At 56.0% G+C, this 20,557-nt stretch carries 19 protein-coding genes and 1 pseudogene; 11 read left to right on the top strand and 9 right to left on the bottom strand.

Annotated features, from left to right (window positions below; all coding sequences use genetic code 11):
- Window positions 1–45 precede the first annotated feature (45 nt).
- Complete coding sequence (znuB, locus tag IM284_RS13570; protein ID WP_041909449.1) at window positions 46–831, bottom strand: zinc ABC transporter permease subunit ZnuB; 786 nt, start codon at window positions 829–831, stop codon at window positions 46–48.
- The gene (gene znuC, locus IM284_RS13565) at window positions 828–1,583 is read right to left on the bottom strand and encodes a zinc ABC transporter ATP-binding protein ZnuC (protein ID WP_028013621.1); all 756 of its coding nucleotides are present in this window, start codon (window positions 1,581–1,583) and stop codon (window positions 828–830) included. The genes znuB and znuC overlap by 4 nt, the downstream gene beginning before the upstream one ends.
- Window positions 1,584–1,660: 77 nt before the next feature.
- Between znuC and znuA the strand changes: the two genes are divergently transcribed.
- From znuA to lpxM, 3 genes are all read left to right on the top strand, one after another.
- On the top strand, window positions 1,661–2,605 hold the full coding sequence (znuA, locus tag IM284_RS13560) for a zinc ABC transporter substrate-binding protein ZnuA (RefSeq protein WP_047368119.1): 945 nt from the start codon (window positions 1,661–1,663) through the stop codon (window positions 2,603–2,605).
- 15 nt (window positions 2,606–2,620) lie between these two features.
- Window positions 2,621–3,940 carry a murein DD-endopeptidase MepM gene (mepM, locus tag IM284_RS13555; protein ID WP_028013619.1) on the top strand — a complete coding sequence of 440 codons (1,320 nt, stop codon included), beginning with the start codon at window positions 2,621–2,623 and terminating at the stop codon, window positions 3,938–3,940.
- Between the two features lie 120 nt (window positions 3,941–4,060).
- On the top strand, window positions 4,061–5,032 hold the full coding sequence (gene lpxM, locus IM284_RS13550; RefSeq protein WP_047367814.1) for a lauroyl-Kdo(2)-lipid IV(A) myristoyltransferase: 972 nt from the start codon (window positions 4,061–4,063) through the stop codon (window positions 5,030–5,032).
- Between the two features lie 48 nt (window positions 5,033–5,080).
- On the opposite strand, the gene pyk is transcribed toward lpxM, so the two are convergent.
- A complete protein-coding gene (pyk, locus tag IM284_RS13545) occupies window positions 5,081–6,523 on the bottom strand; it encodes a pyruvate kinase (RefSeq protein WP_028013616.1) in 1,443 nt (480 codons plus the stop codon).
- Window positions 6,524–6,662: 139 nt separating this feature from the next.
- A complete protein-coding gene (locus IM284_RS13540) occupies window positions 6,663–7,532 on the bottom strand; it encodes a MurR/RpiR family transcriptional regulator (protein ID WP_028013615.1) in 870 nt (289 codons plus the stop codon).
- 358 nt (window positions 7,533–7,890) lie between these two features.
- Here IM284_RS13540 and zwf point away from each other — a divergent pair, with 358 nt between their 5' ends.
- The 3 genes from zwf (at window position 7,891) to kdgA (ending at window position 12,093) form a co-directional block, all read left to right on the top strand.
- Entirely contained in the window at window positions 7,891–9,366 is a 1,476-nt protein-coding gene (gene zwf, locus IM284_RS13535; RefSeq protein WP_028013613.1) for a glucose-6-phosphate dehydrogenase, read from the top strand.
- Between the two features lie 234 nt (window positions 9,367–9,600).
- Window positions 9,601–11,412 (top strand): phosphogluconate dehydratase, encoded by a 1,812-nt coding sequence (gene edd, locus IM284_RS13530; protein ID WP_041909456.1) that lies wholly within the window; start codon window positions 9,601–9,603, stop codon window positions 11,410–11,412.
- Window positions 11,413–11,451: 39 nt separating this feature from the next.
- Window positions 11,452–12,093: a bifunctional 4-hydroxy-2-oxoglutarate aldolase/2-dehydro-3-deoxy-phosphogluconate aldolase gene (gene kdgA / locus IM284_RS13525; RefSeq protein WP_047367813.1), complete on the top strand. Its 642-nt coding sequence runs from the start codon at window positions 11,452–11,454 to the stop codon at window positions 12,091–12,093.
- 41 nt (window positions 12,094–12,134) lie between these two features.
- Here kdgA and purT read toward each other — a convergent pair whose 3' ends face one another.
- The gene (purT, locus tag IM284_RS13520; protein ID WP_047367812.1) at window positions 12,135–13,313 is read right to left on the bottom strand and encodes a formate-dependent phosphoribosylglycinamide formyltransferase; all 1,179 of its coding nucleotides are present in this window, start codon (window positions 13,311–13,313) and stop codon (window positions 12,135–12,137) included.
- A gap of 170 nt (window positions 13,314–13,483) precedes the next feature.
- Here purT and IM284_RS13515 point away from each other — a divergent pair, with 170 nt between their 5' ends.
- Window positions 13,484–14,134 (top strand): tellurite resistance TerB family protein, encoded by a 651-nt coding sequence (locus tag IM284_RS13515; protein WP_045260314.1) that lies wholly within the window; start codon window positions 13,484–13,486, stop codon window positions 14,132–14,134.
- A gap of 85 nt (window positions 14,135–14,219) precedes the next feature.
- A complete protein-coding gene (gene ptrB / locus IM284_RS13510; protein WP_047367811.1) occupies window positions 14,220–16,280 on the top strand; it encodes an oligopeptidase B in 2,061 nt (686 codons plus the stop codon).
- Here ptrB and exoX read toward each other — a convergent pair.
- The 3 genes from exoX to IM284_RS13495 all read right to left on the bottom strand — a co-directional run bounded on the left by exoX (window position 16,277) and on the right by IM284_RS13495 (window position 17,955).
- Window positions 16,277–16,939 (bottom strand): exodeoxyribonuclease X, encoded by a 663-nt coding sequence (exoX, locus tag IM284_RS13505; protein WP_025756911.1) that lies wholly within the window; start codon window positions 16,937–16,939, stop codon window positions 16,277–16,279. The two genes, ptrB and exoX, sit on opposite strands and share 4 nt — an antisense overlap.
- 24 nt (window positions 16,940–16,963) lie before the next feature.
- Window positions 16,964–17,614, bottom strand: coding sequence for a nitrilase-related carbon-nitrogen hydrolase (locus tag IM284_RS13500; protein WP_045260312.1), 651 nt, complete (start codon window positions 17,612–17,614; stop codon window positions 16,964–16,966).
- 110 nt (window positions 17,615–17,724) lie between these two features.
- Window positions 17,725–17,955 carry a DNA polymerase III subunit theta gene (locus IM284_RS13495; protein ID WP_008500465.1) on the bottom strand — a complete coding sequence of 77 codons (231 nt, stop codon included), beginning with the start codon at window positions 17,953–17,955 and terminating at the stop codon, window positions 17,725–17,727.
- A 136-nt stretch (window positions 17,956–18,091) separates the two neighbouring features.
- On the opposite strand from IM284_RS13495, the gene yobA reads away from it, so the two are divergent.
- The 3 genes from yobA to IM284_RS13480 are packed head-to-tail and all read left to right on the top strand — an operon-like array spanning window position 18,092 to window position 19,689.
- Entirely contained in the window at window positions 18,092–18,463 is a 372-nt protein-coding gene (yobA, locus tag IM284_RS13490) for a CopC domain-containing protein YobA (protein WP_045260311.1), read from the top strand.
- A 1-nt stretch (window position 18,464) separates the two neighbouring features.
- The gene (gene copD, locus IM284_RS13485; RefSeq protein ID WP_047367810.1) at window positions 18,465–19,334 is read left to right on the top strand and encodes a copper homeostasis membrane protein CopD; all 870 of its coding nucleotides are present in this window, start codon (window positions 18,465–18,467) and stop codon (window positions 19,332–19,334) included.
- Between the two features lie 16 nt (window positions 19,335–19,350).
- Window positions 19,351–19,689 (top strand): YebY family protein, encoded by a 339-nt coding sequence (locus IM284_RS13480; protein ID WP_028013604.1) that lies wholly within the window; start codon window positions 19,351–19,353, stop codon window positions 19,687–19,689.
- 441 nt (window positions 19,690–20,130) lie between these two features.
- Here IM284_RS13480 and IM284_RS13475 read toward each other — a convergent pair.
- A pseudogene (locus tag IM284_RS13475) lies at window positions 20,131–20,557 on the bottom strand (benzoate transporter); the annotation flags it as partial.

Raw genomic sequence — 20,557 nt, 5'->3', positions numbered from 1 at the left:
TAAATTGTAGCCCCGGTAAGCGAAGCGCCACCGGGGAAATGCTCACTACTGCGCGGTCTTTTTCATCATACTGAAAACAAACAACACCGCCGCGCTCAAGACCACAGACGGTCCGGCCGGCGTGTCATAAAACGCCGAAAAGGTTAACCCGCCCGTGACGGCGATCATCCCGATAACCACCGCGATACCGGCCATTTGCTCTGGCGTACGTGCAAAACGGCGCGCCGTGGCGGCAGGGATAATCAGCAGCGACGTGATGATCAGTGCGCCGACAAACTTCATTGCCACGCCAATCGTTAACGCCGTCACCAGCATCAGCAGCAGCTTCACGCGCTGCAGCTTCACGCCGTCGACAAACGCCAGATCCGGGCTGACGGTCATTGCCAGTAAATTCCGCCACTGCCACAGCAGAATACCCAGTACCACCACCACGCCAATGGCGATCGCGATGAGATCGTCAGGCGTTACGGCCAGCAGATCGCCGAACAGGTAGGCCATCAGGTCAACGCGGATATTTGACATCAGGCTAACAACGACCAGACCCAGCGACAGCGCGCTGTGCGCCATGATGCCAAGCAGCGTATCAATCGCGAGGTGAGGGCGCTTCTCCAGCCAGACCAGACCGGCCGCCAGCAGCAGCGTGACCACAATCACCGCGTAAAAGGGATTCACATCCAGCAGCAAACCAAAGGCAACGCCCAGCAGCGACGCATGCGCCAGGGTATCACCGAAGTAAGACATTCTGCGCCACACCACAAACGAGCCGAGTGGGCCTGCGGCGCAGGCAAGCATAACCCCGGCCAGCCAGCCGGGCAGTAACAGTTCAATCATGAGTGTCCATTTCCCCGACGCAGAACGATTCGTCCCTGCAAATCATGGCGGTGATTATGATGATGGCGATAAATGCCAAGCTGTTCAGCGCCGCGAGGGCCGAACATGGAGATAAATTCCGGGTGCATTGAGACCACTTCAGGCGTGCCGGAACAGCAAATGTGATGGTTGAGACACAGCACTTCGTCGGTTTTCGCCATCACCAGATGTAGGTCATGGGAGACCATCAGCACGGCGCAGTTCAGTTCGCGGCGCAGCTGGTCGATCAAATCATAAAGCGCGACCTGACCATTGACGTCCACGCCCTGGGTTGGCTCATCCAGCACCAGCAGCTGCGGGCTGCTCAGCAGCGCACGGGCCAGCAAAACGCGCTGCGTCTCACCGCCGGACAGCTTCTGCAACGGCGCGTCGATAAGGTGGCCCGCCTGCACGCGCTTCAGCGCCGGGAGAATATCGGCTTTTCGCGTGCCCGGACGCAAACGCAGAAAACGATTTACCGTCAGCGGCAGGGTGGCGTCCAGATGTAATTTTTGCGGCACATAGCCGATCCGCAATTTTTCCTCGCGCGTGATTACACCTTCATCCGGTGTAACCAGACCCAGCACCACGCGCACCAGAGTGGATTTACCTGCGCCATTGGGGCCGAGCAGCGTCAGAATTTTTCCGGGCTTGAGATCCAGCGATACGTCAGAGAGGACGCGGCGCTGGCCAAAGGAGACCGAAATATTGTCGAGAGAAACCAGAGTCGTCATGTCAATTTAAGCTTGAAGAAGTCAACGAATGTTATAATATCACATTCCACGCATTCACTACGATGATTAGTCGCATTATGTTACATAAAAATACGCTTCTTTTCGCAGCATTATCCGCTGCCCTTTGGGGAACAACCGCACAAGATGTTAACGCTGCCGTTGTTGCTTCGCTTAAACCGCTTGGATTCATCGCGTCGGCCATTGCCGATGGGGTAACGGAAACCCAGGTTCTGCTCCCTGACGGGGCCTCAGAGCATGACTATTCTCTGCGCCCGTCTGATGTAAAACGCTTACAAAACGCAGACTTAGTTGTCTGGATTGGTCCGGAGATGGAAGCATTCATGCAGAAATCCGCCAAACAGATTGCTGATCAAAAACAGGTCGCGATTGCCGGGCTTTCCGGCGTGAAACCGTTGCTCATGAAAGGGGCGGATGATGACGGTGACGAACATGACCATCACGCTGCAGAGGGTGAAAAAGGTGATGGAGATCACCATCACGGCGAGTACAACATGCATCTCTGGCTATCCCCAGAGATAGCGCGGCTTTCAGCGGTTGCAATCCATGACAAATTAGTGGAACTTATGCCGCAAAGTCGAGCCAAACTAGACGCCAACCTGAAGGATTTTGAGGCACAATTAGCCGCAACCGATAAGCAGGTAGGTAATGAGCTCGCACCGTTGAAAGGAAAAGGGTATTTCGTTTTTCATGACGCCTACGGCTACTACGAAAAACACTACGGCCTGACCCCGCTTGGGCACTTTACCGTCAACCCTGAAATTCAACCTGGTGCGCAGCGTTTACATGAAATCAGAACACAGTTGGTTGAGCAGAAAGCGACATGCGTTTTTGCTGAGCCACAGTTCAGGCCAGCGGTCGTAGAAGCCGTGGCCAGGGGAACATCCGTGCGCATGGGAACCCTTGACCCGCTAGGTACGAATATCCAGTTGAGCAAAGCGAGCTATTCGCAGTTCCTCAGCCAACTGGCGAACCAGTATGCGAGCTGCCTGAAAGGAGATTAACGAGGAAGTGAATACGTGCAACAGATAGCCCGCTCTGTCGCCCTGGCATTTAACAATCTGCCTCGACCCCACCGCGTTATGCTGGGGTCGCTTACAGTTCTCACCTTAGCGGTCGCCGTCTGGCGGCCCTATGTTTACCACCCGAGTTCTGCCCCTATCATTAAAACCATCGAGCTTGAAAAGAGCGAGATCCGCTCTTTGCTGCCTGAAGCCAGCGAGCCTATCGACCAGGCCGCTCAGGAAGATGAAGCTATCCCTCAGGATGAACTGGACGATAAAACCGAGAACGAAGCGGGGATCCACGAATACGTTGTCTCTACCGGTGACACGCTGAGCAGCGTGCTCAACCAGTACGGTATCGACATGGGCAATATCAGCCAGCTGGCCGCTGCGGATAAAGACCTGCGTAACCTGAAAATCGGGCAACAGCTCTCCTGGACATTAACGGCGGATGGCGATCTTCAGCGTTTGACCTGGGAAATGTCCCGCCGCGAAACCCGCACCTATGACCGCACTGCAAACGGTTTCAAAATGACCAGTGAAATGCAGAAAGGCGACTGGGTTAACAGCGTGATGAAAGGTACCGTGGGCGGAAGCTTTGTTTCCAGCGCCCGTGATGCGGGCCTGACCAGCGGTGAAATCAGCGCGGTGATCAAAGCCATGCAGTGGCAGATGGATTTCCGTAAGCTGAAGAAAGGCGATGAGTTTTCCGTCCTGATGTCCCGCGAAATGCTGGACGGCAAGCGCGAGCAGAGCCAGCTGCTGGGGGTGCGTCTGCGCTCCGAGGGAAAAGATTACTACGCCATTCGCGCTGAAGATGGCAAGTTCTATGACCGCAGCGGTACGGGCCTTGCGAAAGGCTTCCTGCGTTTCCCGACGGCGAAACAGTTCCGCGTCTCCTCTAACTTTAACCCGCGTCGTCTGAACCCGGTTACCGGGCGCGTTGCGCCTCACCGCGGGGTAGACTTCGCGATGCCGCAGGGCACGCCGGTGCTGTCCGTTGGCGATGGCGAAGTGGTGATGGCAAAACGCAGCGGTGCAGCAGGCTATTACGTGGCTATCCGTCACGGTCGTACCTATACCACCCGCTATATGCACCTGCGTAAGCTGCTGGTCAAACCGGGGCAGAAAGTGAAACGCGGCGACCGTATCGCGCTCTCCGGCAACACCGGACGCTCTACTGGACCGCATCTGCACTATGAAGTGTGGATCAACCAGCAGGCCGTGAACCCACTGACGGCCAAACTGCCGCGCACCGAAGGCCTGACAGGTAAAGATCGTTCCGATTACCTGGCGCAGGCGAGAGAGGTGATACCGCAGCTGAGCTTAAACTAAGCTCTCTGTTTTGTGAAAAAAGCCGGTGTCAGTATGCGCCGGCTTTTTCTTTTGTGCGTGGGCGACTGCCTCGCTACACTATCTGAATAATTTTTTGCGTCACCAGACCCTGGAACCAGCATGGAAACAAAAAAAAATAATATTGAATACATTCCTGAGTTTGAAAAATCCTTTCGACACCCGCGCAACTGGGGCGCCTGGCTGGGGGTTTACACCTTTGCGGGCATCGCTATGCTGCCTGCCGCGCTGCGCGATCCCGTACTGGGAAAAATTGGCCGTCTGGCCGGGCGCTTAGGTAAAAGCGCGCGTCGTCGTGCGCAGATCAACCTCTATTACTGTTTTCCTGAAAAAAGCGATGCCGAGCGCGAGGCCATCATCGACGCGATGTATACCACCGCACCGCAGGCCATGGCGATGATGGCGGAGCTGGCGCTGAAAGGACCGGAAAAAATCATCGACCGCGTTGACTGGAAAGGGCTGGAAATCATCGACGAAATACGTCGCAATGATGAGAAGGTCATTTTCCTCGTGCCGCACGGCTGGGGCGTGGATATCCCGGCAATGCTGATGGCTTCCCAGGGGCAGAAAATGGCGGCGATGTTCCATAACCAGGGCAATAAAATCTACGATTTTGTCTGGAATACGGTACGTCGTCGTTTTGGCGGACGTTTGCATGCGCGTAACGACGGCATCAAGCCGTTTATTCAGTCGGTACGTCAGGGGTACTGGGGCTACTATCTGCCGGACCAGGACCACGGACCTGAGCACAGCGAGTTTGTCGACTTCTTTGCAACCTACAAAGCCACGCTCCCCGCCATTGGGCGCCTGATGAAGGTTTGCCGCGCCCGCGTGATCCCGCTCTTTCCGGTTTACGACGGTAAAACGCATCGTCTGAGCATTGAAGTCCGTCCGCCGATGGACGACCTGCTGACCGCGGACGATCGCACCATCGCGCGCCGCATGAACGAAGAGGTGGAGCTGCTGGTGGGGCCGCATACCGAACAGTACACGTGGATACTGAAGCTGCTGAAAACGCGGAAGCCGGGAGAGACGGAGCCCTATAAGCGTAAAGAGCTTTACCCGAGGAAATAGAAAACCTTTACCTTGCCCCTCTCCCCTTAGGGGAGAGGGGATCGGATCTTACTCTACAGTCAGTACGCGCGTGGTATTGGTTGAGCCGATGGTGCTCATCACGTCACCCTGCGTCACGATGACGATATCACCAGACACCAGGTAACCTTTATCGCGCAGCAGGTTTACGGCATCGTGCGCCGCGGCTACGCCGTCATTGGTGCTGTCGAAGTGTACCGGGGTAACACCGCGGTACAGCGCCGTCAGGTTCAGCGTACGCTCGTGGCGTGACATGGCGAAAATCGGCAGGCCGGAGCTGATGCGAGAGGTCATCAGCGCGGTGCGGCCAGATTCGGTCATGGTGATGATCGCCGTAACGCCTTTCAGATGGTTGGCCGCATACATGGCGGACATCGCAATCGCTTCTTCCACATTGTCGAACTGGATATCCAGGCGGTGCTTGGAGACGTTAATGCTTGGGATCTTCTCCGCGCCCAGGCAGACGCGCGCCATTGCGGCCACGGTTTCTGCCGGATACTGGCCCGCCGCGGTTTCCGCTGACAGCATCACCGCATCGGTACCGTCCAGCACGGCGTTAGCGACGTCCATGACTTCCGCACGGGTTGGCATTGGGTTAGTGATCATGGATTCCATCATCTGGGTGGCGGTGATCACCGCGCGGTTCAGCTGACGTGCGCGACGAATCAGCGCTTTCTGGATACCGACCAGTTCAGGGTCGCCGATTTCCACGCCCAGATCGCCACGGGCAACCATCACCACGTCAGAGGCGAGGATCACATCGTCCATCGCATCCTGATCGCACACGGCTTCCGCGCGTTCAACCTTAGCGACGATTTTGGCATCACAGCCTGCGTCACGGGCCAGACGGCGCGCATAGTTCAGATCTTCGCCACAGCGTGGGAAGGAGACTGCCAGGTAGTCAACACCGATCTGGGCCGCCGTTACGATATCCGCTTTGTCTTTGTCGGTCAGGGCTTCCGCAGAGAGGCCGCCGCCCAGTTTGTTGATGCCTTTATTGTTGGAGAGCGGGCCGCCGACGGTGACTTCAGTGAACACTTTCATCCCCTGAACTTCCAGCACCTTCAGCTGGACGCGACCGTCGTCGAGCAGCAGGATATCGCCAGGTACCACATCAGCCGGCAGGCCTTTATAGTCGATCCCGACTTTCTCTTTATCGCCTTCGCCTTTGCCGAGGTTGGCATCCAGCAGGAATTTGTCGCCGATATTGAGGAAAACTTTACCTTCTTTAAAGGTTGATACACGAATTTTTGGACCCTGCAGGTCGCCGAGGATAGCGACGTGGCGGCCCAGCTTAGCGGCGATCTCACGCACTTTATCGGCACGCAATTTATGGTCTTCTGGCGTACCGTGAGAGAAGTTCATACGCACCACGTTGGCGCCAGCGGCGATAATTTTTTCGAGGTTATTATCGCGATCGGTGGCCGGGCCTAAGGTGGTGACGATCTTGGTTCTGCGAAGCCTTCTGGACATGTAATACTCCGTTGACTGAAACAACTTTGGTGTTGCGTGAACATTGAATCGACCTTCATCTACCGCAAGGCAGCAAAGAGGGGGCCGAATGCCGAAAATCGTTACATCTAATTATGGGTTACGTCTTCGTTATCTACTTTCAGGGAACATCGCTCTTTATAAGCAATTCTTTATCAAAACGCGATTCCTTCAGCGCTTCCTTGACTCGCTTCAAGTTATCTCGGAATTTTGCGCCCCGGCGTAAGGTAAATCCGGTCGCCAGCACGTCGATTACCGTGAGTTGCGCCAGACGGGACACCATTGGCATATACATGTCGGTATCCTCAGGCACGTCCAGGGTAATGGCGAGAGTCGCCTCCCGCGCCAATGGCGTGCCGGCGGTGGTGAGGGCGATTACCATGGCATCGTTTTCACGGGCCAGCTGCGCCAGCTCAACCTGGCTTTTGGTGCGGCCAGTGTGCGAAATCAGTACCACGACGTCATCCTCACTGCAATTCATACAGCTCATGCGTTGCAGCACAATGTCATCGGAATAAATAACCGGCACGTTAAAGCGGAAGAATTTATTCATGGCGTCGTGCGCCACGGCGGCTGACGAGCCAAGACCGAAGAATGCAATGCGTTTGGCCTGGGTGAGTAAATCCACCGCGCGGTTTACTGAACTCATATCCAGACTTTGACGAACGTGATCGAGCGTGGCCATGGCCGACTCAAATATTTTTGCCGTATAGGCATCTACGCTGTCGTCTTCATCCACATTACGATTAACATAGGGGGTGCCGTTTGCCAGACTTTGTGCCAGATGCAGTTTAAAATCAGGAAAGCCGCGCGTTTCCAGGCTGCGGCAGAAGCGGTTGACCGTCGGTTCACTGACGCCCGCTTCCTGAGCCAGAGCGGCGATGCTTGAATGAATCGCCTGAGCGGGCGCGGCCAGAATGACTTCAGCCACTTTTCGCTCGGATTTGCTAAGGTGTTCCAGTTGATACTGGATTTTTTCAAGCATGTTCATTGTTAACAAGGCGCTCATGGGGGTGGAAACGATTTCACTCATTGATGAAATCTTGATTCGATTAGCCGATATTACCCCTGTGGCTTCCCTAAAGGGTAACAGTCGACAAGATAATGTTGTTGTTTTTTTTCATTACTTGATCGATGTCGGGTTTTGCTATGACCCTGTTGCGCAAATTATCGACGGCTGTTGCGTCATTACGTCGCCATAATCGGCTGAATGGCGAAAAATCGCCGTATCGCACGAGACGATAAGCGCTAATGGTTTCGGGAATGACGTAAAAGCAGTACAGTGCATTGTAATAAAATTACAACGATACCTGGCAGAAGCACCAGGTGATCCAACTGAGGAGAATGACATGGCGGTAACGCAAACAGCCCAGGCATGTGACCTGGTCATTTTCGGCGCGAAAGGCGATCTTGCACGCCGAAAATTGCTGCCTTCCCTGTATCAACTGGAGAAAGCGGGCCAAATTCATCCGGATACGCGTATCCTGGGTGTTGGGCGCGCCGACTGGGACAAGGACGCTTATACCAAAGTTGTCCGCGAGGCGCTCGAAACTTTCATGAAGGAAAAAATTGATGAAAGTTTGTGGGATACCCTCAGCGGTCGTCTCGATTTCTGCAACCTGGACGTTAATGACGTCAGCGCGTTTTCCCGCCTGGGTGCCATGCTGGATCAGAAAAACCGTGTCACCATTAACTATTTCGCCATGCCGCCAAGCACCTTTGGCGCCATCTGCAAAGGTTTGGGCGAAGCCAAACTGAACGCCAAGCCGGCGCGCGTGGTGATGGAAAAGCCGCTGGGGACGTCGCTGGCTACCTCGCGTGAAATCAACGACCAGGTGGGCGAGTTCTTTGAAGAGTGCCAGGTCTACCGTATCGACCACTATCTCGGTAAAGAGACGGTACTGAACCTGCTGGCGCTGCGTTTCGCTAACTCCCTGTTTGTGAATAACTGGGACAACCGTACCATTGACCACGTGGAAATTACCGTGGCGGAAGAGGTGGGGATTGAAGGTCGCTGGGGTTACTTTGACCAGGCCGGCCAGATGCGCGACATGATCCAGAACCACCTGCTGCAAATTCTGTGCATGATTGCCATGTCTCCACCGTCTGACCTGACGGCTGACAGCATCCGCGATGCCAAAGTGAAAGTGCTGAAGTCGCTGCGCCGCATCGACCGCTCCAACGTGCGCGAGAAAACCGTTCGCGGCCAGTACACTGCCGGGTTTGCGCAAGGCAAAAAGGTGCCAGGCTACCTGGAAGAAGAGGGCGCGAACAAGTCCAGCAACACCGAGACGTTCGTGGCCATCCGCGTGGACATCGACGACTGGCGCTGGGCGGGGGTTCCGTTCTACCTGCGCACTGGTAAGCGTCTGCCGACGAAGTGTTCCGAAGTGGTTGTCTACTTTAAGAACCCGGAACTGAACCTGTTCAAAGAGTCCTGGCAGGAGCTGCCGCAGAACAAGCTGACCATCCGTCTGCAGCCGGACGAAGGGGTGGATATCCAGATCCTCAACAAAGTGCCGGGCCTGGATCATAAGCACAACCTGCAGACCACCAAGCTGGATCTGAGCTACTCCGAAACCTTCAACCAGACGCACCTTGCGGATGCTTACGAGCGTCTGCTGCTGGAAACCATGCGCGGTATCCAGGCGCTGTTCGTGCGTCGCGACGAAGTGGAAGAGGCGTGGAAATGGGTCGATTCCATCACCGAAGCCTGGGCTGCCGATCAGGATGCGCCAAAACCGTATCAGGCGGGTACCTGGGGGCCTGTGGCGTCGGTGGCGATGATCACCCGCGATGGCCGCTCCTGGAACGAGTTTGAGTAGGATATTCCACTAGCCCGAAAGTGTTATTTTACCGGTAACATGATCTAACACAGCTAGTGGCACAATTTTTATACTTTTAAGCTCCGCGTGGATTCACCCGCGGGGCTTTTTTTATTACACTGCCGGAAGTGATTTTGCCCCTGAGCTCCGGACAGCAAGCGTTTCAGCGTTGTTAACAACCGCCAGCGACTTTGTAAACTCCCGAGCCCGGACAGATAAATTAAAGGAGCTTTTATGAATCCTGTATTGTTACGCGTAACACAACGCATTATCGAGCGCTCGAAAGAGACCCGTTCGGCCTACCTCGCCCGCATTGAACAGGCGAAAAGCAACACCGTTCACCGCTCCCAGCTGGCCTGCGGTAACCTGGCCCACGGCTTCGCCGCCTGCCAGCCCGATGACAAAGCCTCCCTGAAAAGCATGTTGCGTAACAATATCGCTATTATCACGTCTTATAACGATATGCTCTCCGCGCACCAGCCGTATGAGGTCTATCCCAACATCATTCGTAAAGCGCTGCACAGCGTGAACGCGGTCGGGCAGGTGGCGGGGGGTGTCCCGGCCATGTGCGACGGCGTGACGCAGGGGCAGGATGGTATGGAGCTGTCGCTGCTGAGCCGCGAAGTGATTGCGATGTCTGCGGCTGTGGGCCTGTCACACAACATGTTTGATGGTGCGCTGTATCTCGGCGTGTGCGACAAAATCGTCCCGGGCCTGGTGATGGCAGCGCTGTCGTTTGGTCATCTGCCTGCGATTTTCGTGCCGTCCGGCCCGATGGCCAGCGGTCTGCCGAATAAAGAAAAAGTGCGTATCCGCCAGCTGTATGCGGAAGGCAAAGCCGATCGTCAGGCGCTGCTGGAAGCCGAAGCCGCCTCCTACCATGCGCCGGGCACCTGTACGTTCTACGGCACGGCCAACACCAACCAGATGGTGGTGGAGTTTATGGGGATGCAGCTTCCGGGCTCGTCCTTTATCCAGCCGGACGCGCCGCTGCGCCAGGCGCTGACCGAGGCCGCGGCCCGTCAGGTGACGCGCCTGACAGGAAACGGCAATGAATGGATGCCGATGGGCAAAATGGTCGACGAAAAAGTGATCGTCAACGGTATCGTCGCCCTGCTGGCAACCGGCGGTTCAACTAACCACACCATGCACCTGGTGGCCATGGCGCGCGCGGCGGGTATCCTGATTAACTGGGATGACTTCTCCGACATCTCCTCCGTGGTACCGCTGATGGCGCGTCTGTACCCGAACGGTCCGGCGGACATCAACCACTTCCAGGCCGCGGGCGGCGTGCCGCTGCTGATGCGCGAGCTGCTGAAAGGCGGTCTGCTGCATGAAGACGTGAACACCGTAGCCGGATTTGGTCTGCAGCGCTACACCCAGGAGCCGTGGCTGAACAACGGTGAGCTGGACTGGCGCGACGGGGCAACCGCGTCTCTTGATCCGCAGGTGATTGCCACTATCGACAAACCGTTCTCCCACCACGGCGGTACCAAAGTGCTGAGCGGCAACCTTGGCCGCGCGGTGATGAAAACCTCTGCCGTGCCGGAAGAGAACCAGGTTATCGAGGCCCCGGCGGTAGTGTTTGAAAGCCAGCACGACGTGTTGCCTGCCTTCGACGCCGGTCTGCTGGATAAAGACTGCGTGGTGGTCGTGCGTCATCAGGGGCCAAAAGCGAACGGCATGCCAGAATTACATAAACTTATGCCACCACTTGGTGTATTATTGGACCGCCGTTTCAAAATTGCGTTAGTGACCGATGGCCGCCTGTCAGGCGCATCCGGCAAAGTGCCTTCCGCCATCCACGTCACGCCTGAAGCCTACGACGGCGGCTTGCTGGCGAAAGTGCGCGACGGCGACATGATCCGCGTGAACGGCCAGACTGGCGAGTTAACCCTGCTGGTGGATGACGCGGAGCTGGCGGCACGTCAGCCTCATATTCCTGACCTGAGCGCATCGCGCGTGGGGACCGGACGCGAAATGTTCAGCGCGCTGCGTGAGAAGCTCTCCGGTGCGGAGCAGGGCGCAACCTGTATTACGTTTTAAGACGACTTGATTTTAACGATCTGGCGAGAGAGAACTCTGATGAAAAACTGGAAAACAAGTGCAGAAGCAATCCTGACCACTGGCCCTGTCGTGCCGGTTATCGTGGTAAACAAGCTGGAGCACGCTGTGCCAATGGCGAAAGCGCTGGTTGCGGGCGGCGTTCGCGTTTTGGAAGTGACCCTGCGTACCGCCTGCGCGATGGATGCCATCCGCGCCATCGCTAAAGAAGTGCCGGACGCCATCATCGGTGCGGGTACCGTTCTCAACGCGCAGCAACTGGCGGAAGTGACCGAAGCCGGCGCACAGTTTGCCATCAGCCCGGGCCTGACCGAGCCGCTGCTGAAGGCCGCGACCGAAGGCACTATTCCCTTGATCCCGGGCATCAGCACCGTTTCTGAACTGATGCTGGGCATGGACTACGGTCTGAAAGAGTTCAAATTCTTCCCGGCGGAAGCGAACGGCGGCACCAAAGCGCTGCAGGCAATTGCGGGTCCCTTCTCTCAGGTACGCTTCTGCCCGACGGGCGGTATCTCCCCGGCTAACTACCGCGACTACCTGGCGCTGAAAAGCGTGCTGTGCATCGGCGGCTCATGGCTGGTTCCGGCGGATGCGCTGGAAGCGGGCGACTGGGATCGCATTACGAAACTGGCTCGTGAAGCGGTTGAAGGCGCGGAGCAGTAAGCCATATGCAGCATGAAAAACGGGCCTTTCGGCCCGTTTTTTTATCCTGCTACCTGAACGTTCGCTGCCGCCGCTTTTGCTCTTGCTACGGCCTCGTCAACGTTATCCCCGGTGGCTAACGCCACGCCCAGACGACGCGTACCGTCGATCTCCGGCTTGCCGAACAGACGGACCTGCAGGCCTGCGCCAACCGCGCCTTCGACGTTATCAAACGTCACATTCTGACTGGTCAGCTGCGGAAGGATCACCGCCGACGCCGCCGGGCCGTACTGGCGGATGCCGCCAACCGGCAGGCCGAGGAAGGTGCGCACGTGCAGGGCGAACTCCGAGAGATCCTGCGAAATGAGCGTGACCATACCGGTGTCGTGCGGGCGAGGGGAGACTTCGCTGAAGATCACTTCGTCACCGCAGACGAACAGCTCCACGCCGAACAAGCCATAACCGCCCAGGGCCAGAACGGTTTTACGGGCAATCTCCCGGGCACGCTCCAGCGCCAGGTCGCTCATCTGCTGCGGCTGCCAGGATTCACGATAATCGCCATCTTCCTGGCGGTGGCCAATCGGGTCGCAGAAATGGACGCCGTCCACGGCACTGACGGTGAGCAGAGTGATTTCGAAATCAAACTTCACCACGCCTTCGACGATCACGCGACCGGCACCGGCACGGCCACCCTGTTGCGCATAATCCCACGCGCTGTCCAGCGCGCTGCTGTCGCGAATAAAGCTCTGACCTTTCCCGGAAGAGCTCATCACCGGCTTAATGATGCACGGGTAGCCAATCTCTTCAACGGCCTGCAGGAATGCGGCTTTGTCACCCGCAAAACGGTAGCTTGAAGTAGGTAGCCCCAGCTCCTCCGCCGCCAGGCGGCGAATGCCTTCACGGTTCATGGTCAGCTTTGCGGCTTTCGCGCAGGGCACCACGCGCTGGCCTTCCTGCTCAAGGGCGATCAGCGTATCGGTTGCGATAGCTTCAATTTCCGGCACGACAAAATCCGGTTTCTCCCGTGCAATGAGCGTACGCAGGGCATCACCGTCCAGCATGTTAATCACATAAGAACGATGGGCGACGTGCATGGCGGGCGCGTCGGCGTAGCGGTCTACGGCAATCACCTCCACCCCTAAACGCTGACACTCAATGGCGACTTCTTTACCCAGTTCGCCCGATCCCAACAACATTACGCGCGTCGCCGCAGGTCGCAGCGCGGTTCCTAAACGAGTCATAACATTCCCCCTGAAAAAGATGCGCGCAGTATAAACGAAAACGTTTGCGTCTGTCTTGCGCACGGCAAAAGGGCAGACCAGAAATTTGCGCTTCTTTAGGCTTGATGGACATTTCCTGACGCCTGCTCGCTTACGCTGGAGAACATGTTAACCGTTAAGCGAGGGAAACCATGTCAGGCTGGTTAAATCAACTGCAATCCATGTTAGGGCAGAAAACGTCTGGTTCCGGCGAACAGGGGCTGAGCAAACTGCTGGTACCGGGGGCGCTCGGTGGGCTGGCAGGGCTGCTGGTTGCCAATAAATCCTCACGCAAGCTGCTGGCGAAGTACGGTACCGGCGCGCTGCTGGCCGGGGGCGGCGCTATCGCCGGCACCGTGCTGTGGAACAAATATAAGGACAGGGTGCGAGCGGCGCACCGCGATGAACCTCACTATGGGGAGCATACTTCTCCGCTGGATCTGCGCACGGAGCGGCTCATCCTTGCGCTGGTGTTTGCCGCCAAAAGCGACGGGCATATTGATGATAATGAAAGAGCGGCTATCGAACAGCAGCTGCGCGAGGCGGGTGTTGAAGAACAGGGCAGAACGCTGGTGGCGCAGGCCATTGAACAGCCGCTCGATCCGCAGCGTCTGGCACTGAGCGTGAAAAATGAGGAAGAGGCGCTGGAACTCTATTTTCTCAGCTGTGCCGCCATAGATATCGATCACTTTATGGAGCGTAGCTACCTTAACGCCCTCGGCGACGCGCTGAAGATCCCTCAGGACGTGCGCGAGGGGATAGAAAAAGATATCGGGGAACAAAAACAGGCGCTACAGGGCTAACTCGCGTCCCCGGGGTCATGTTTCGCTTGCATCATGCGCGGGTTTTGCCAACCTTATAGGGTGTAAAACTTAAAAGAATGATGACATGCCACCGAAAGCCCGACGTACTCCTTATGCGATCGTCACGCATGGCGATACGCGCATAGACAACTACTACTGGCTGCGGGACGATTCGCGTTCCCGGCCAGAGGTGCTCGACTATCTGCACGAGGAAAACGACTATGGCCGCAGGGTCATGGCCAGCCAGCAGGCGCTTCAGGACCAGCTGCTGAATGAAATGGTGCAGCGTATTCCCCAGCGCGACATCTCCGCGCCCTGGACCAAAAACGGCTATCGCTATCGCCATATCTATGAGCCGGGCAACGAGTATCCCATCTATCAACGACAGTCGGTATTAAGCGCCGAGTGGGATGAATGGGACATTTTGCTGGATGCGAACCAGCGTGCCGCCCACAGCGAGTTTTATACCCTGGGTGGTATGTCCATCTCCCCGGACAACACCATCATGGCGCTTGCGGAGGATTATCTCTCCCGGCGCCAGTACGGCCTGCGTTTTCGCAATCTGGAAACCGGCAACTGGTATCCGGAAATGCTGGAGAACGTCTCCCCGGATTTTGTCTGGGCGAACGATTCCGAAACGGTCTACTACGTTAAAAAGCACGCCTCCACGCTGCTGCCTTATCAAGTGTGGCGGCATACCGTAGGCACGGACTCAGCCGATGACGAGCTGGTCTATGAAGAGAAAGACGAAACGTTTTATGTCAGCCTGCATAAAACCTCCTCGCGCCACTATGTGATTATCTTCCTCGCCAGCGCCACCACCTCGGAAGTGCTGCTCCTGGATGCCGAACTGCCTGACGCCCAGCCGCTCTGTTTCCTGCCGCGCCGCAAGGATCACGAGTACAGCCTGGATCACTTCCAGCACAGCTTTTATCTGCGTTCGAATCGTGAAGGCAAGAACTTTGGTCTGTACAAAACCAAGGTGCGCGACGAGCGTAAGTGGGAGGTGCTCATTCCCGCGCGGGATCAGGTGATGCTGGAAGGATTCACGCTGTTTACCGACTGGCTGGTGGTGGAGGAGCGCCAGCGGGGGCTGACCAGTATCCGGCAGATCAATCGTAAAACGCGTGAGGTGATAGGGATTGCGTTCGACGATCCGGCCTACGTCACGTGGATCGGCTTTAACCCGGAACCTGAATCGTCCCGGCTGCGCTACGGCTACTCGTCGATGACTACGCCGGATACGCTCTTTGAGCTGGATATGGATACCGGACAGCGCCAGGTACTTAAGCAAAGCGAAGTGAAGGGCTTTGATTCCGACAATTACCGCAGCGAACACCTGTGGGTCACCGCGCGCGATGGCGTGGAGGTGCCTGTTTCGCTCGTTTATCACAAGGCGCATTTCCAGAAGGGTAAAAATCCGATCCTGGTCTACGGCTACGGCTCCTATGGCTCCAGCATGGATGCCGACTTCAGCAGCAGCAGATTAAGCCTGCTCGACCGCGGCTTTGTTTTCGCCATTGCCCATATTCGCGGCGGCGGCGAGCTGGGGCAGCACTGGTATGAAGACGGGAAATTCCTGAAAAAGAAAAACACCTTCAACGACTATCTCGACGTCTGCGATGCGCTGATTGAGCAAGGCTATGGCGATCCTCAGCTATGCTTCGGCATGGGCGGTAGCGCGGGTGGGATGCTGATGGGGGCGGTCATCAATCAGCGGCCCGATCGCTTTAAGGGCATTGTTGCGCAGGTCCCGTTTGTCGATGTGGTTACCACCATGCTCGATGAGTCCATCCCTTTGACGACCGGGGAGTTTGAGGAGTGGGGCAACCCACAGGATGAAACCTATTATCGCTATATGAAAGAGTACAGCCCGTATGACAACGTAGAAGCGAAAGCGTACCCGCACATGCTGGTGACGACCGGTTTGCACGATTCACAGGTGCAATACTGGGAACCGGCAAAATGGGTAGCAAAGCTGCGGGAGCTGAAAACCGATGACAACCTGCTGCTGCTCTGTACCGATATGGACTCCGGGCACGGGGGGAAATCGGGTCGATTCAAATCCTACGAAGGGGTGGCCCTGGAGTATGCCTTTTTGATAGGCCTGGCGCAGGATACGTTGCCAGGCCGTGTGCAGCGTTAAGCTTCGCCCAGATAGTGTTTCAGGGTTAAGCGCAGCTCCGGGCTCATTTTGTCGAGGTTGTTATACAGCCAGCGCAGATAGCCCGGATCTTTATCCGCAATATCCGATACCGCTCTCCCGCGGTATTTGCCGAAGGTGAACGTCGTCAGCAGCGCAGGGCGTCCGGTGATCGTTGCCATATCATCCGGCGTCCAGCCCGATGTGTTCATAATATCTATGAGCAGCGCAGCGGTGATATAGCAGTCATACAGGGCGCGGTGATGGTGCAGCCCTTCAGGGGTTCTGACGCTGAGCTTGCGGGATTTATACAGCGCCATATTGCTGTATTTGATCCCTGGCCAGAGGCGACGCGCCAGCTTCATGGTACAAATCCACTCCCCGGGCATTTCGGGGAGTACCCGACGGTCAAAGCTGGCGTTGTGGGCAACGTACCATGGGCTGCCGTAGTAGTGCGGGATAACATCTTCTATCCAGGGTTTATCCGCCACCATTGATTCTGTAATGCGATGGATAGCCATGGCCTGTGGGCTAATAGGACGATCGGGACGCACCAGATGGCTCATCGGGTTGACGATTTTTCCATCAACCACGTCGACCGAGGCCACTTCCACAATTCCGCCCTGAAGATCGCAAGTTTCGGTATCAATGACGCGCAGCATGAAAATCTCCTGAGCTTAAAACGCTTAGCCTAAAGGAATGATATCGCCTTGCCAACCCTGTCCGTTGCGCGTGCCGGTCAACAGGAGCTCACCCTTATCTGCCCGAACGATCAGCTGGCCTTTTTCATCCCATAACGCGCTGCCCGCGCCGGCATTTGCCATTAACACCGCGATGGCATACCTGTGTGCAAAGCGCTGCAGGGTATTGATGGACTGTCGCCAGCGGTAATCCCTCACCGACTGGCAGCTGGTGAAGAGTGTTGCCTGCGGATCAAGATTCGGTGAATCGCTTTGCCCATCGATAATCGTGAGTTGTTTATCACCCGGCACCAGGCTGGCGCCGCTCCCCTGAGGGTAACGCAGAATACGATCGCGGGAGGGGATAAACAGCGCAAGGCCTTTCTGGCGTTGACCGTTTCGTTCAACGGGAAGCCCTGCAATGAGGGTAATGCGGTAAAAATGCGCGGCATCAAGCAATGGCTGTAGTCGATCGTCTTCGGGCGGAAGCGGTAATGCCGTCGCGCCCGGGCCGGTTAATGAGAGTTCCGGGAAAACCAGCAAATCGCACTGATGCTGTGCTGCTTCGGCAATAAAGTGGAGATGGTGCGCAATATGGTCATCTACGCTGTGATGCTGCCCGCCATACTGGGCTGCCGCAATATTCCAATGTGACATCGTGACTTCCTTATACACAGAGTCGCAGGGATTAAAGAGTACACCTAATTTAATCAGGGTTTTCTTATCCTGCCAGATTCCGCGTAAGGAAGTGTAACGAGTCGTTAAGCTTATTTAACTTTCGGCTCGTACGGCAAGCGGGAGAGGTTGACCGAGGCGAGACGGTGGGCAATTAACCTTTCGCGAAACCAGTCACGAAGATGGGCGGGCTGTTCTCGCTCCACCACTTCAGCCACGACGGGCATGTTGTAACGCTCTTTAAAGGCGACGCCAGCGGCAGCGAGATCGACATTCACTTTATCCATCTCGTCCTGAGGAAGGGCGGCCAGATTGATCTTCATTACCTTCTCCTTATTTTGCGGCGGCAACGTTACCGCGATTGCGCGACGATGACAAGCAGAGCGGGATGATCCTCGACTCGTTTATTATACAGCGTTATTCTTTAGCATACAGACATAACAAAAAGGAATGATTGTGATGGGTTTATCCGCTTCCCGCGCGGTATGCGCACTGGTTTTTTTGGCCTCAACGGTAATCTCACCCTCCGTGCTGGCGCATGCGCATCTTGAGCAGCAGAGCCCGGCAGCGGACAGCCAGGTGGCGTCACCGCAGGTGCTGACGCTGAATTTCTCCGAAGGTATCGAGCCCGGATTTAGCGGCGTCGTGGTAACGGATGCGCAAAAGCAGGTGATCAAAACCGGTACCGCCACGCGAGACGAAAAGAACAAAGCACAGCTGACCGTTCCGCTGGAACAGACGCTGGCGCCGGGGGCTTACCGGGTGGACTGGCACGTGGTTTCCGTCGACGGCCATAAAACCAAAGGCAGCTATCGCTTCAGCGTGAAATAGCATGCTGGGACTGTTATACGTAGGATTGCGCTTTATCCATTTTGCGGCGCTAATGCTCGTTTTTGGCAACGCGCTTTACAGCGTCTGGTTTGCGCCTTCCGGGCTGCACCGCCTGATGGCCCGACGTTTCCAGCTCCAGCAGAGAGTGGCATCCATCGTCAGCCTGGCCGCTGCGCTACTGATGTTTATGCTTCAGGGCGGCTTAATGGGCAACGGCTGGGGCGATGTGTTTAACCCGCAAATCTGGTACAGCGTGCTGGGAACGCGGTTTGGTGGCGTCTGGTTGTGGCAAATTATCCTCGCTGCCATCACCGTTGTCGTCGCGTGGCTCGCGCCGCTGAAAGGCTCGCGCCTGCTGCTGCTCGCCATGGGCCAGCTTATCCTGCTGGCAGGGGTAGGGCACGCGGCGATGAGCGACGGCCCGATGGGGGCGATACAGCGACTCAATCATGCTGTTCACCTGCTGTGTGCCGCAACCTGGGTGGGTGGATTGCTGCCGCTGCTGTTTTGCATGCATCTGGCGAAAGGACGCTGGCAGAACGCGGCCATCTATACCATGATGCGTTTCTCGCGCGTGGGGCATTATGCCGTCGCAGGCGTGCTGCTCACCGGCGTAGTGAATGCGCTGTTGATTCTGGGCATCCATATTCCCTGGCAGGCTGGCTACGTGCAGTTTTTGTTGTTCAAATGTGCTCTCGTGGCGTTGATGGTGGCAATTGCGCTGGCAAATCGGTATTTTCTGGTGCCACGGTTCCGTCCGGATTCCGGGCGCGCACAACAGATGTTTATCAGGATGACACAGGCAGAGGTGGTGCTGGGCGCACTGGTTCTGGCAACGGTCAGTCTGTTTGCTACCTGGGAACCCTTCTGACAAGGTTAACTATTAAATGAAAAAGACAGTACTTTCTCTCTTATTGCTGGCCTGCGCGGGAAGCGCTCTGGCGGCACCGCAGGTAATCACCGTAAGCCGCTTTGAAGTGGGCAAAGACAAATGGGCCTTTAATCGCGAAGAGGTGATGCTGACCTGCCGCCCGGGCCATGCGCTGTATGCGATCAACCCGAGCACGCTGGTCCAGTACCCGCTCAACGATACCGCTGAGCAGCAGGTCGCCAGCGGCAAGAGCAGCGGTCAGCCAGTCAGTGTGATTCAGATTGATGACCCGGCCAACCCGGGGCAGAAGATGAGCCTGGCACCGTTTATCGAGCGCGCTGATAAGCTCTGCTGACGTTCAGATTTCCAATAAAAAAACCGCAGATGCTCGCCAGAGCACTGCGGTTTTTCACTTTTAATGATGCTCTGACGCTTTTTTTCAGGCCACTTTTGCTGTGGACTGGAAAACCTGGCGTCGTCATCTATTCTTAAAAGGCAAGGCGACTTAGCCTGCATTAATGCCAACTTTTAGCGCACGGCTCTCTCCCAAGAGCCATTTCCCTGGACCGAATACAGGAATCGTATTCGGTCTCTTTTTATCTATATGTTTCTCAAAAGGTTTCTTCGGTTATGGACCGAAAACCCCGAGAATAGATGGACAGTTCCCTATCCTGACTAAACCATAACATACTCAGGACCGCGTACGTCCAGGGTTTTTTGGCATCTTTGTTAAAAAATTGTGGCCTGGCGATCGCTGTGGAATCTTCGTCGGTGAAGTAAAGGCCCGGCCTGATAGTTAAATAATGAATTCCCTGAATTTATCTTTGTTGTTAACGATATACTCGGGGAAATTGTCTGCCGACAGCTCTTGCCTGATTAACTTCCTGTCTCGTCCCCAGATATCTTCGGCGTTTTTTATCACCTTCATGATATGTTCCGGGTTGTTGAACTCAGGCAGATCGTATTCCGTGTGGGAGATGGTGGACATTTTTTCTGATATGCGTTCAGGGGTCATAACCCATGAGAAATGCCAGCCACTATTTTCAATGATGCGATTGTTAAGTTTGAACCAGTTCCATTTAAGCCAGGACCAGTTTTTGACGCTTCTGGTGCGTTTAAGATTTCTGAACGACTCAGGCTCGCCGCCAAAAAAATGAACGAGGTTTTTATATTTTGTCGCTCTCGGCAGTTTACATTTTCTTGGGGTGTTATCTGTATTAAAA

Source organism: Enterobacter cloacae complex sp. P12RS (genome assembly GCF_014895875.1).
Classification (GTDB): domain Bacteria; phylum Pseudomonadota; class Gammaproteobacteria; order Enterobacterales; family Enterobacteriaceae; genus Enterobacter; species Enterobacter bugandensis.
The sequence above is the reverse complement of the archived record's forward strand: the minus strand, read 5'-3'. Positions and strand labels throughout refer to the sequence as shown.